This window comes from Caulobacter sp. (genome assembly GCF_017744445.1).
Classification (GTDB): Bacteria; Pseudomonadota; Alphaproteobacteria; order Caulobacterales; family Caulobacteraceae; genus Caulobacter.
In genome coordinates, this window is sequence record NZ_JAGIBH010000006.1 from 27,436 (window position 1) to 40,931 (window position 13,496).

A 13,496-nucleotide genomic window follows, 5' to 3' on the forward strand; every position below is an offset into this window, starting at 1 on the left:
GTTGGAGTTTGGGGCTATGGGGTTGGCGTCAGCGTCACCGCATCCAACGCCCACAGCATGTCCCGGCTGGGGCGATTGAACGTCAGGCACAGGTCTTTGACCCCCACCGTGGCCGGGATCTTCGTGGTGATCTCCGACAGCCCCGCCTTGCCGGCCGCCGCCGCGTCGATCGGCAGGATGGCCAGGGTTTCCCCATCACACGTCGGCCCACCGGTCTCGCGCTTGCGGACTACCAGCTCACCATAAGGACTGGTCGTAGGCTTGTTGAAGTCGACGATGCGGCGGCCGCCGGCCAGCTGGAAATTGAACGGCGTCTGGCCGATGCGCGCCGTCAGGGTCGCGCCCTTGGCGACGTCCGCGCCTTCCCAGACCCAGCAGGGGCGGTAGTTGCCGGTCATGAACACCGGCCGTTGGCCGTTGCGTGGGAAGTCGGCCTCCATGCGCAGCGGCACGGTCTCGCCGCAGAACTTCAGGTGGCTGCTGACGCGGGTGTTCAGCGCCCGGGTCGAGACGTCGATGTCGCGCACGCCGCCCAGAGGCTGGCCATTGAGGAAGGTGCGGGCCTTCAGCGTCGCGCCGTCCGCCAGGGTCAGCGGCTCGGCATAGAGCGGCGAGGCGGCCGTCGGGGCCTTGCCGTCCGTAGCGTAGCGGATCTCGCCGACGCCCAGGGCCGAGGCGAGGCTGACGCTCAGGCGGTTGCCGGCCGGGGCCAGGGTCGCCTCGGGCTCGAACGGTACGCCGTCGTGCGCGACGCCCAGGGTGTCGAGTTGGCCCCGGGTCACCGTCAGGCCGTGGCTGTAACGGTTCCAGTCGCGGCGCGCGGGCTGGGTCCAGCCCAGCTCGGCCACGGCGGTCAGGCGCGGGAAGACCATGGTCTCGACCCGCTTGGCCGTGCGCTGGTGCTCGGTGAAGGTATTGGCCTGCACGCCGATCACGTGGCGCGCCTGCTCCGGCGTCATGCCCTCGGCCAGCTCGTTGAAGGTGTAGAGGCCCTTCAGCGTCGACAGCTCGCTGCGGCCGGGCGGTTCGTTGGCCGACAGGCTCTGGCGGCTGTCCATGTAGAACTGGGGGTGCGCGGTCAGGATGGTGTCGTGGCCATGCCGGGCGGCCTCGGCGGCGCGGTCGACGCCGCGCCAGGCCATGATGATCGAGCTCTGCTGGGCGCCGCCCTCGAGGATCTCGTCCCAGCCGACGATCCGCCGGCCCTTGGTCGCCAGGTGCGCGGCGATGCGGTTGATGAACCAGCTCTGCAGCTTGTCCTCGTTCTCGAGGCCCAGGGCCTTGATCTTGGCCTGGACCTTGGGGCTGGCCTGCCACTGGTTCTTGATCGCCTCGTCGCCGCCGATGTGCAGGTAGGGAGCGGGGAAGATGTCGACCACCTCGTCCAGCACCGTTTCCAGGAAGGCGAAGGTGGCGTCGTCGACATTGTAGAGGTTGGGGAAGACGCCCCAGTCCGACATGCCCGACTCCGGGATCTTCCCCGTGACGCCCAGCTCCGGATAGGCGGTGATCGCCGCGGTGGCGTGGCCGGGCAGCTCGATCTCGGGCACGACCATGATGTTGCGGGCCGCCGCATAGGCGACGATCTCGCGCGCCTGGGCCTGGGTGTAGAAGCCGCCATAGGGCTCGTACTTCGCCGGCGCTGGGCGGTAGGCGTCGGCGCCCTTGGGCTGGCGCCAGGCGCCGACGCTGGTCAGTTTCGGGTAGGCCTTGATCTCCAGCCGCCAGCCCTGGTCGTCGTTCAGGTGCCAGTGCAGGACGTTCAGCTTGTAGGCCGCCATGGCGTCGATCAGGCGCTTGATCTCGGCGACGCTCTGCATATGCCGGGCGCTGTCCAGCATGAGGCCGCGCCAAGCATAGCGCGGGGCGTCCTGGATGCTGGCGGCGGGCAGGGCGGGGCCGTTGGTCGCTAACTGCCAGACGGTGACCGCGCCATAGAACAGGCCCTTACGGTCGCCGGCGGCGATGGTGACGCCGGCGGGGGCGATCTCCAGGTCATAGGCCTCGCCCGTGCGCTCGCCGCGCTTGAGGACGATCGCGCCAGTCGGGACCGCGCCGCCCTCGACGATCTTTAGGGATGGCTTGCCGGCGCGGACCAGCATGTCGCGCAGCTGCAGCGCCACGGCCTTGGCCTCGGCGTCGCCGGCGGGGACGTGGATCGCGGTCTTGGCGGTGAGCTTGAAGGCGCCGGCCTCTGGCGCATAGGCGGCGGGCCAGGGCACCAGAGCCGGCGTCGAGGCCGCCAGGGCGGGCGAAGCCAGGCAGGAGGCGGCGGCCAGGGCTAGCATCAGGGGGCGAAAAGCCGTCATGTCGAGGTCCTCCCGGCATTCGCCGCGATCATCTTTGATAGTGTGACTACATCGCGCCTTCCTTCAGGTCGAGAGGGGCGCTGGACATTTGAAGTTGGCGTAACGGAATCTGTCGCTTGGGTAGAATTGCTGAAAATCATTGAAAAGACGAGGTATCCGGTTGTGGGACCGGTAGCATGGCGTGGCTCCGAAAATCGAGCGACCGCCGCCGACGCCGCTTTCTTGAGCATCGCGCTGTCACCTTGAAAAACAAGAGGAATTCACCGAATGGCGATGTAAAAGCGAGCAATGATTTTATGAGTGCTACATAAATGAATGTTTTGTGATTGACGATATTCGAACCCCATGCCTATCCTCGCCTCGTTCTGATCAAGGCACTCGGCAAAGGTCAATGAGAACGTATCGCAAGTACGATCCTGGTCCTCACCGATCTCCGGAAGTCGAAACGCTAACAGCGCTCCCGCGCTGATAATAAAAAACAAGTAATGCGACGCAGTCAGCGCTCCAGCAGAGGGCGCCAGGAGAGTGGTCTTCTCAGCACGGGGGTAGGGATTTTGTTCAAGTTCAATCGCGGCTTTTATGCCGGCACCGCGTCGGCGCTGGCGCTGTTGTCCTGGGGGGCGACGGCCAATGCGGCGCAACAAGCTGATACGGCGACCGCCGACGACACGACCATCACCGAAGTCGTCGTCACCGGCACGCGCCTCAATTCACGCGGCTTCAACCAGCCGACGCCGACCACGACGGTGACGTCGGAGGACCTGGACAAGGCTGCTCAGCCCAACGTCTTCCAGGCCATCACCCAGATGCCGGCCCTGCAGGGCAGCACCGGCCGCAGCGTCGGCGCCAACGGCACCAGCTCGGGCCAGCAGGGCCTGTCCTCGCTCAGCCTGCGCGGCCTGGGCGCGACCCGCACCCTGACCCTGCTGGACGGCCAGCGCGTCACGCCCGCCAACGTCAATGGCGTCACCGACGTCAGCCAGTTCCCGCAACTGCTGATCAAGCAGGTCGACGTGGTGACCGGCGGCGCCTCGGCCTCGTACGGCTCGGACGCCATCGGCGGGGTGGTCAACTTCGTCACCGACAAGACCTTCGAGGGCTTCAAGGCCCGCTTCGAAGGCGGCGAGAGCAAGTATCACGACAACGACACGGTCGTGGCCCAGGTGGCGCTCGGCAAGGCGTTCCTGAACGACCGCCTGCACGTGACCGCGAGCGGCGAGTTCAGCCGTGAAGCCGGCGTCCTGGCCGGCGGCTTCGGCACCAAGCAGGCCGGTGGCCGCGACTGGTTCACGACCCCCGCCATCCAGGTGCGTCCGCTGGCCTCGACCACCGACGGCCTGCCGCAGTACCGCGTGATCAACAACGCCCAGCAGATCCAGTACGCCCAGTACGGGCTGATCACCAACGGCCCGCTGCAAGGCATCGCCTTCGGCCCCGGCGGTCAGCCCCGTCAGTTCCAGTACGGCTCGAACGGCGTCGCCACCGGCACGGGCGCGGTGACCAACTGCTTCAGCCCGTTCTGCGTGGGCGGGGATCTCTCCGGCGGCATCGGCGCCTCGCCGACCCTGGCCGCGCGCATCAAGCGCAAGGTCGCCTATACCCGCGTCGGCTATCAGGTCAGCGACAACTTCGAGGTCTACCTGACCGCCAACTTCGCCCAGGTGTTCTCGCTCAACCAGCCGAACATCGGCGCCGAGCGCACCGGTCTGACGATCCAGTGCGAGAACCCGTTCGTGCCGGCCGCCATCAAGGCCGCCTGCGTCAGCAACGGCATCACCAACTTCCAGTTCGGCACCAGCAACGGCGGCTTTGGCCCCATCGATGTCAACATCAAGCGCGAACAGAAGCGCTTCGTGCTGGGCTTCAACGGCACGCAGAACCTGTTCGGCACGGACTGGAAATACGACGCCTACTACGCCTACGGCATGAACCGCGTCCGCCTGGACGTGGACAACATCTCGGTCACGCCGCGCTACAACGCCGCGATCGACGCGATCGCCGGTCCGAACGGCACGATCATCTGCCGTGACCCGGTCGCCCGCGCCAATGGCTGCGTGCCGCTGAACGTCATCGGCCAGGTGGCCCTGGAGCCGGCGGCGCTGAACTACGTCATGCCCAAGAACGGCCCGCGTCAGCGTTCCAAGCAGATCGAGTCGGTGGCCAGCTTCAACGTCAGCGGCGAGCCCTTCTCGCTGCCGGCCGGTCCGGTGGCCATCGCCGCCGGCGTCGAATGGCGCGAGGAAGACTACAAGACCCTCGGCGACCCCTATGGCGACGGCATCTGGGCCGAGAACCCCTATACCGACGACTATCCGGCCGACCCGCTGATCCGCACCGCCGGCAACAACTGGTACGCCGGCAACTACCACAGCGGCGCGGGCTACTACCACGTGACCGAAGGCTACGTCGAAGCCAACGTCCCGCTGTTCAAGTCGGACGCGCTGGGCGAAGGCAACATCAACGGCGCGGTCCGCCAGACCAAGTACTCGACGGCGGGCAACGTCACGACCTGGAAGATCGGCGGCGTCTGGAAGACCCCGTTCGAGGGCCTGCGCTTCCGCGCCGTGACCTCGCGCGACATCCGCGCCCCGAACCTGGGCGAGATCGCCGCGCCGCCGGTGGTGGTCAACGCTACCGTCCTCTATCGCGGTACGGCCGTGAACGTGCTGCAGGAGACCGTCGGCAACCGCAACCTGCGGCCCGAAATCGCCCGCAACACCGAGGTCGGCGTGGTCCTGACCGAGCCGAAGTTCCTGCCGGGCTTCAGCTTCTCGGCCGACTACTTCCAGATCAAGGTCGACGGCGCGATCAGCTCGCTGGCCGCCCAGGACCTGGTCGACCTGTGCGTCGCCGGGAACCAGGAGATCTGCGGCGCGATGCTGCTGACCAGCACGGTCCCGAACACCAACTACGTCCGGGTACAGGCCTTCAACGTCGCCACCCTCAGCAACAAGGGCTTCGACCTGGAAGCCGTGTACCGCAAGAACCTGGAAGACTGGGGCCTGAAGGGCACGCTCTCGCTGCGCGCCCTGGCCACCCACATGATCGAGTTCAAGACCAATTCGGGCGTCCTGGGCACGATCACGGTGGACAGCGCCGGCGTGAACAGCGGCAACACCCCGGACTGGAAGGCGACGTTCAGCCAGACCTGGTCGACCGACAGGCTCAGCCTGTCGATCTACGAGCGCTGGTTCAGCGACGGCGTCTACAACAACGAGTGGATCCAGTGCACCAGCGGCTGCCCGGTCTCGACCGTGGCCTACCGCACCATCGACAAGAACAAGATGAAGGGCGCGACCTACATCGACATCGGTGGTTCCTACGAAGTGACGAACAACGCGACGGCCTACTTCAAGGTCGACAACCTGTTCGATAAGGATCCGGCCGCCTCGCCGACGACCAATGTCAGCCCCGGCGTGAACCCCTTCCTCTATGACGTCATCGGCCGGATGTACCGCGCCGGCGTGCGCCTGAGGTTCTAGCCCCCTGGGGCGCGCCGCCGGTGGGCGCGCTTCATCGCCCGCCGCTCTCCCACCTCCCCGGTGGAGCGGCGGGCAGAGCCCCTCCGACGGTCCTCCCCGCCGCGAGGGTTCCTGATTCCCCGGTATAGCGATCGGACCTCGCGACACCGGGGAATCGCTCTTTTCTAGTCAGATCGCGGAACGTCTCCGCGTTTGAGGGCGAGGCTCCTGATGGTGTTCGCGGTCGTCGCGCTGATCGCGCTGCTGGTCGTCCTGATCGGCTGGGGCAAGGTCCCGCCGTTCGTCGCCTTCCTGCTGACCGCCCTGGTCGCGGCCTTGAGCTTCGGCATGCCGCTGGATCACGTGGCCAAGTCGATGGAGAAGGGCGTCGGCGACATGCTGGGCGGCCTGACCGCCATCATCTGCCTGGGCGCCATGTTCGGCCGCGCGATCGCCGACAGTGGGGCGGCCCAGAGCATCGCCCGCACCCTGATCGGCGCGGTGGGCCTGCGCTTCATCCTGCTGGCCATGGCCCTGACCGGCCTGATCGTTGGCATCCCGCTCTTCTACAGCGTCGGCTTCGTGGTCATGATCCCGCTGATCCTGACCATAGCCAAGCGTGCCGACCTGCCGCCGGTCTATGTGGGTCTGCCGCTGCTTTGCGGCCTGTCGGTAGCGCACGGCTTCCTGCCGCCGCATCCCTCGCCCGTGGCGCTGATCAGCCTGTTTGGCGCCGACACCGGCCTGACCCTGGGCTACGGCCTGATCGTCAGCATTGCTGCCCTGGCGGCGGGCGGGCCGCTGCTGGCCCTGACCCTCAAGCGTCTGAACGCCATTCCGCAGGCGCAGGCGGGCGCGGAGACCTCGTTCGCCGTGGCCGAGACCGAGGACGCCAAGACGCCCGGCGCCTTCAACAGCTTCACCACCGCCCTGCTGCCGGTGGTGCTGATCGCCGTGACTACAGTTCTGCTGGTGATCCTGCCAGCGGCCTCGCAGGCCAAGCCGCTGGTCGGCTTCCTGGGTCAGTCGGTCGTGGTGCTGACCCTGTCGCTAATCTACGCCAACTTCAGCCTGGGTGTGTTGCGGGGGCAGGCATTTACCGGCCAGATGGGCCGCTATGCCGACGCCCTGAAGGATGTCGCCGGCATCCTGCTGATCCTGGCCGGGGCGGGGGCGCTGAAGCAGGTGTTTGTCGATGCCGGCATCAGCGACCAGTTGGGCGCCTGGCTGACGGCGCTGCCGCTGCATCCGCTGGTGCTGGGCTGGCTGATCGCCATGGTCATCCGCGTGGCCCTGGGCTCGGCCACCATCGCCGGCCTGACCGCCGCGGGCCTGCTGCAGCCGGTCATCGCCGCCAGCCATGTCGATCCCAACCTGATGGTGCTGGCGGTGGGCGCGGGCAGCCTGATGTTCTCGCACGTCAACGACCCGGGTTTCTGGCTGTTCAAGGAGTATTTCGGCCTGGATCTCAAAGGCACCTTCCTGTCGTGGACGGTGATGGAAAGCCTGGTCGGCGTGGTCGGCCTGCTGTGCGTGCTGGGCCTGAGCCTGGTCGTCTGAGAACTCGCGTTTCGGGCGATCCCTCGGGCGCGAATCGTAGCCCTATGACAACGCGACTTCCCTGACGGAAGAGGGCTCGGGCGGGACCCTGATGTTGAAGCGGCCGACGGACGTGACCCAGCTGGACGGGCTGGTGCGCTACTCGCGTAGCGTCGCCCTGTCGCGCCTGGCCCTGGTCGCGGTTTTAGTCCTGCTGCTGATGAGCTTCGCGCCTTGGGGCATCTCCGCCCTGGGCGTCGTGGAGTTCGGCCTCTACTTCGGCCTGTTCATGGCCACCGAGGTCGCCCTGCGCGATCCGGACCCGGTGAAGGCCCACAAGCGCCTGGCCCTGCAGTCCGACATCCTGATGCTGCTGCTGGTCGGCAACGCCTGCTGGATGGCGGTGCAAATCCGGCTTTGGGAGGGCGCTCAGTATCAGGTCGAGGCCGCGCTGCTGGCGATCTCCGTGCTGCTGTTCGCGGCGTTGCGCGTGCACCTGACGCGGGTCAGCTATTTGATCGGGGTGGTCCCGCCGTCGCTGACCCTGGTCTGGATCGCGGTCGACTGGAGCCACCCCTTCCAGCTGGATCACTACACCCTGGCCGTGATGCTGTTCGTGGCGGCGGTGCTGCTGGTGACCGCGCGTCAGCAGGCGACGGATCGGGCTCTGACGCGGACCGCGCGCGACCTGACCCGCAACAACGTCGCCCTCACCCAGGCCATGCACGAGGCCAAGGCCGCCAACCGCGCCAAGAGCGAACTCTTGGCCGTCGCCAGCCACGAGATCCGCACGCCGCTGAACGCCATTCTGGGCTTTGCCCGCTCGCTGCGCGGCGAGCCGCTGACGCCGCGCCAGGCCGAGCTGGCCGCCGGGGTGGTCGAGGGCGGCGAGCAGCTGAACCGCCTGCTGGACGGGATCCTGGATTTGGCCCGCGCCGACCCGCTGCGGGCCAAGCTGGACATCGCGCCGGTCGACCTGCGGACCCTGGCGCGGTCGGTGGTGCGGGTGTGGAGCAGCCATGCCCGGGCCATTGGCGTGTCGCTGATCTTGGAGGACGCCGACCCGGCCCTGTCCTTCCACGTGGTCGCCGATCTCGTCCGGCTGGAGCAGACCCTGGTCAACCTGGTCTCCAACGCCCTGGGCGCCGTCTCGGCCGGCGGCAAGGTCACGTTGCGTCTAGCCGGGGCGGTGCAGGGCGGCGACCTGCGGGTGCTGATCGAGGTGGCCGACACCGGCCCGCCGATCCCCGCCGACGAGCGGCTCAAGGTGTTCGAGGCCTGGGAGCAGACCGAGCGTGGCCGGCTTCAGGGCGGCACGGGCATGGGCCTGAAGATCTGCGCCCAGAACCTGGCTCTGATGGGCGGCGAGATCGCGGTCGGTCCGGCGGAGGGCGGGGCGGTGTTCTGGTTCGCCTTCGCCGCGCCGATCCATCGCCCGGCGTCCACGCCCGTCTCCCGCGAGAAGGGCCAGCCCGGCGAGATCCGGGTTCTGGCGGCCGAGGACAACGCCGCCAACCGTCGGGTGCTGGCCCTGGCGCTGGAGAACGCGCCGGTTTCCCTGACCTTCGCCGAGGATGGGGCCCTGGCCCTGGATCTGTGGCGGACGGGCGCCTTCGACCTGATCCTGATGGACGTCAATATGCCGGTGCTGGGCGGCCGTGACGCTGTCCGCGAGATCCGCCGCGCAGAGCCGGCCGGGACGCACATCCCGATCTGGATGCTGACCGCCAACGTCTTCCCCGAGGATGTCGCCCGCTATCGCGAGGACGGGGCCGACGGGGTGCTGCGCAAGCCGCTGGATGTCGCCGCCCTGTACGCCCTGCTGGCCGACGTCGCCCAAGTGCGGTTCGCCGCGACCTGAACAGCCGCTTGCATCAATTGTACGATAAATGATAGTCGCTCCGCAGCGGCGCGCCTCGATGCGCCCGCGACGGAGGAAACATGTCGAACGCCCGCACCTCGCTGATCGCGCTTTCGCTGGCCGCCTTGCTGGCCGCGCCGGCGCACGCCGCGCCCCAGACCTACCTGGGCGTCGACATCTCCTACGCCAACGAGATGGAGGACTGCGGGGCGGTCTATCGGGCGGGCGGCAAGACAGTCGAGCCCTACGCCTTCTTCAAGTCGGCGGGCGCCAACGTCGCGCGGATCCGGGTCTGGAACGACCCCGACTGGACGCCCTATTCGAACCTGAAGGACGTCAAGCGCAGCATCGCCAAGGCTCGCAAGGCCGGGCTGCAGGTGCTGCTGGACTTCCACTATTCCGACGACTGGGCCGACGGCGACAAGCAGATCGCCCCCAAGGCCTGGGCCGAGCTGTCGACGCCGGATCAGGCCAAGGCGCTGTACGCCTTCACCCACGACACCCTGGCGCAGCTGGATCGCGAGGGGCTGATGCCCGACCTTGTGCAGGTCGGCAACGAAACCAATGGCGAGATCGTCTCCAGCTTGGCCAGGGCGAAGGAGCCGATCGACTGGACCCGCAACGCCCTGCTGTTCAACGCCGGGATCAAGGCCGTTCGCGACGCCGGCGCGGCCTCGAAGATCAAGCCGCGGGTGATGCTGCACATCGCCCAGCCCGAGAACGTCGAGCCCTGGTTCGCTGCCGCCGAGAAGGCCGGGGTCACCGACTTCGACCTGATCGGCGTCAGCTACTACAGCAAGTGGTCCAAGCGCTCGATGGCGCAGCTGGGTGAGACGATCAACCGCCTGCGGCACCTCTATTCGGCTGACGTGCTGGTAGTCGAGACGGCCTATCCGTTCACCAATGACGGCGCCGACAGCTCGCCCAACCTGCTGGGCGCGGACTCGCTGATCGCCGGCTATCCAGCCACCCCGGCGGGCCAGAAGAAATACCTCACCGACCTGACCCAGCTGGTCTACGCCAACGGCGGGGTCGGGGTCGTCTACTGGGAGCCGGCGTGGCTCTCGACCAAGTGCAAGACCCGCTGGGGCACGGGCTCCAACTGGGAGAACGCGGCGCTGTTCGACTTCAAGGGCCAAGCCCTGGAAGGCGTTCAGTGGCTGACCGCGCCCTATGTCATGCCGGTCGACGTGACCTTCCGCGTCGCCGCCCATGGCGAGGCCGCCCGGTTCATCGACGGCGACTTCCTGGGCGGGGTCGGGCCACGCCCGATGACGCTGGAGAACGGCGCCTGGACCTATCGCACCCGCCTGATGCCCGGCGCCTCGGTGACCGCCGCCACCGCGACCGATGCCGCTGCCGTTGGCGACGCCCCGGCCAAGACCGCGACTGTGGGCAAGGGCGCCAGCGTCATTCCGTTGGAGTGACAGCGCTTGCCTTGTCCGATTGATATGATAAATGAGGGGCGTGACGTTCGCGGGAGCGTCTGACGCCCAGACACGTCGAAGCCCAAGGCAGCCGCGCCACAAAAAACGAAGCGCGGCGCTGTTTCATCAGGGGGAAACACATGACTCGCCATGCCATTCTGCTCGCCGCTGTCAGCGGCCTTGCTCTGACGTCGGCCGCCGGAGCCTACGCCCAGACCACCGAAACCTCGCAGGTCGAAGAAGTCGTCGTCACCGGCGTGCGCAAGAGCCTGCGCGACGCCCTGGCCGTGAAGCAGGGCTCCGACAAGGTCGTCGAAGCCATCTCGGCCAAGGATATCGGCATCCTGCCCGACGTCACCATCGCCGAGTCCATCGCCCGCCTGCCGGGCGTCAACGCCACCCGCGACCGGGGCAATGACAGCCAGGCCGTCGTGCGCGGCCTGGGCGCGCGCCTGGTGCTGGGCACGATCAACAACCGCGAAGTCGCCTCGTCCGAGCCCGACCGCAACGTGCGCTGGGAGATCTATCCCTCGGAAGTCGTCTCCGGCGTGCAGGTCTACAAGTCGCAGTCGGCCGACCTGATCGCCGGCGGCGTCGCGGCCACGATCAACATCGACACCATCGCGCCCCTGGATTATCGCGGCCCGGCCTTCGTGCTGCGCGCCGGTCCGGTGTTCTATGACGGCGGCAAGGACATTCCGAACTACGGCACGACCGGCTATCGCGGTTCGGGCTCGTTCGTTCACAAGCTGAATGACGACCTGGCCGTGGTCCTGGGCGTCACCGCTCAGCGCCAGAAGAACGGCTATGGCTCGTTCACGGGCTGGGGCTACAACGACAGCAACGCCCGCCCGCCGGCCGGGGCCAGCGACTATTCCAGCGACCTGAACCGCGACGGCAAGGTCGACTACACGCCCTGGGGCGCGCAGATGTCGGCCAGCCGCATCGACCAGAAGCGCACCGGGATCTCGGGCGGCCTGCAGTTCAAGCCGACCGACAGGTTCGAGTTGAAGGCCGACGCCCTCTACTCGAAGATCAAGATCACCGAGGTCCAGGACCAGACCGTCTGGGGCGCCAACAACTGGGGCAACTGGAACCGCGGCGACGGCACCAACACCGGCTGGAACGACGCCGACTATCACGCCGCCGGTGCGTCCTTCACCCTGATCAACAACGCCGTCGTGGCCGGCCGCCTGCCGTTCAGCTCGGTGCAGACCGTGCTGGCCAAGTACAGCGAGGACAAGGACCTGTTCGCCGGCGGCCTGAACGGCAAGTGGACCGGCGACCAGTGGACCGTCACCGCCGACGCCTCGTACTCGAAGGCCAAGCGCAAGAACACCTGGAAGGCCGTGCGCTTCGAGGCTTGGCCCGCCTGGACCACCTTCGACTGGCGCGCGGGCGTGACGCCGACCATCACCACCAGCGACGAGAGCATCAAGCTCAGCCAAACCGCCGACCTGGCTGGCTCGCACGATGGCCCTGAGCGTCTGAACGACGAGTTGAAGGCGGCCGCCCTGGACTTCGCCCGCGACTTCGGCGGCGACAGCGTCTTCAAGAGCGTGCAGTTCGGCGTGCGCGCCTCGGACCGCACCAAGGACCACACCCGCTTCACCTTCAGCCCGGCGGCCACCGGCGCGACGGTGCCGGCCAGCCTGCTCAGCGCCTACAAGCTGAGCGACGGCGCCAATGTGCCGGCCCTGCTGACCGGCGACATCGACAAGATCGCGGCCGTGGCCTACGCGGCGGGCGCCTTCGACCTGAAGAACGCCAGTGAAGACCTGGGCTCGCGCTGGGCGGTCAACGAGAAGGTCTATGAAGGCTTCGGCAAGCTGAACTTCGCCGGCGACGGCGTGGGCGGTTCGTGGGTCACCGGCAATGTCGGCGCCCGCCTGGTCCACACCGAGACCAGCAGCGACGGCATGCAGCAGGACGCCGCCAGCGCCTTCAAGGCGGTGACGATCGACAACAGCTACACCGACCTCTTGCCCTCGGCGAACGCCAAGCTGGACTTCGGCGACGGCAAGCTGATCCGCCTGGGCGTGGCCAAGGTCATCGCCCGTCCGCCGCTGGATGAACTGCGCGCCAGCCGCACCCTGGCCAACTGGTCGCCGTGGACCGGCAGCGCCGGCAATCCCAAGCTGAAGCCGTTCGAAGCCATCCAGTTCGACGCCTCGGCCGAGTACTACTTCCGTCCGGAAGCCCTGGTCGCGATCTCGTACTACTACAAGGCCGTCGACAGCTATATCGGCTGGAAGCAGACCCCGGCCACGTTCAACGGCCAGACCTACACGGTCGCCAGCCCCGCCAATGGCGGCAGCGGCCACATCCAGGGCGCGGAACTGACCTTCCAGACGCCGTTCTTCTTCCTGCCGGGTCCGCTCAGCAAGTTCGGGATCTATTCGAACTACGCCTATGTGGACTCGAACCTGAAGGAGTTCTCGCCGGTCAATAATCCGCTGCGGATGACCGGTCTGGCCAAGAACACCGCGACGGTGGACCTGTGGTACTCCAACGCCGGCTTCGAGGCCCGCCTGGGCTGGAAGTACCACTCGCCGATGACCGTGATCTACGGCTGGAACGGTTCGGACCTGCAGACCCTGCAGACCGAGAAGACCCTGGACTTCAGCTCGTCCTATCAGGTCAACGAGCGCATCGGCGTCCGCTTCCAGGTCAACAACCTGACCAACCAGGAACTGCGGATGTACCGCGACAACGATCCCAACCGGATCGGCCGCTACGACAGCTATGGCCGTCGTTTCCTCGTCGACGTGACGCTGAAGTTCTAGCTTTAAGATCCGCATCCCCCGGCGAAAGCCGGGGCCCAGATGGAAGAGCGCTGTGGGTGACGCCACCAGCTCAACGCTTTTCCAATCAGCCCTGGCGCCATGGGATCTGGGTC

6 protein-coding genes are annotated in these 13,496 nt (G+C 67.3%); 5 read left to right on the forward strand and 1 reads right to left on the reverse strand.

Annotated elements, in window-relative coordinates; all coding sequences use genetic code 11:
• Window positions 1–14: 14 nt before the first annotated feature.
• Window positions 15–2,309 (reverse strand): family 20 glycosylhydrolase, encoded by a 2,295-nt coding sequence (locus J7528_RS10130; protein ID WP_291873572.1) that lies wholly within the window; start codon window positions 2,307–2,309, stop codon window positions 15–17.
• Window positions 2,310–2,863: 554 nt separating this feature from the next.
• Between J7528_RS10130 and J7528_RS10135 the strand changes: the two genes are divergently transcribed.
• The 5 genes from J7528_RS10135 (at window position 2,864) to J7528_RS10155 (ending at window position 13,383) form a co-directional block, all read left to right on the forward strand.
• Window positions 2,864–5,791 carry a TonB-dependent receptor gene (locus J7528_RS10135; protein WP_291873574.1) on the forward strand — a complete coding sequence of 976 codons (2,928 nt, stop codon included), beginning with the start codon at window positions 2,864–2,866 and terminating at the stop codon, window positions 5,789–5,791.
• A 210-nt stretch (window positions 5,792–6,001) separates the two neighbouring features.
• On the forward strand, window positions 6,002–7,330 hold the full coding sequence (locus tag J7528_RS10140) for a gluconate:H+ symporter (protein WP_291873576.1): 1,329 nt from the start codon (window positions 6,002–6,004) through the stop codon (window positions 7,328–7,330).
• A gap of 91 nt (window positions 7,331–7,421) precedes the next feature.
• Window positions 7,422–9,170, forward strand: coding sequence for a response regulator (locus J7528_RS10145; RefSeq protein ID WP_291873579.1), 1,749 nt, complete (start codon window positions 7,422–7,424; stop codon window positions 9,168–9,170).
• Between the two features lie 80 nt (window positions 9,171–9,250).
• Window positions 9,251–10,597, forward strand: a complete 1,347-nt coding sequence (locus J7528_RS10150) for a glycosyl hydrolase 53 family protein (protein WP_291873582.1) — start codon at window positions 9,251–9,253, stop codon at window positions 10,595–10,597.
• Window positions 10,598–10,737: 140 nt separating this feature from the next.
• Complete coding sequence (locus tag J7528_RS10155; RefSeq protein WP_291873585.1) at window positions 10,738–13,383, forward strand: TonB-dependent receptor; 2,646 nt, start codon at window positions 10,738–10,740, stop codon at window positions 13,381–13,383.
• Window positions 13,384–13,496 lie beyond the last annotated feature (113 nt).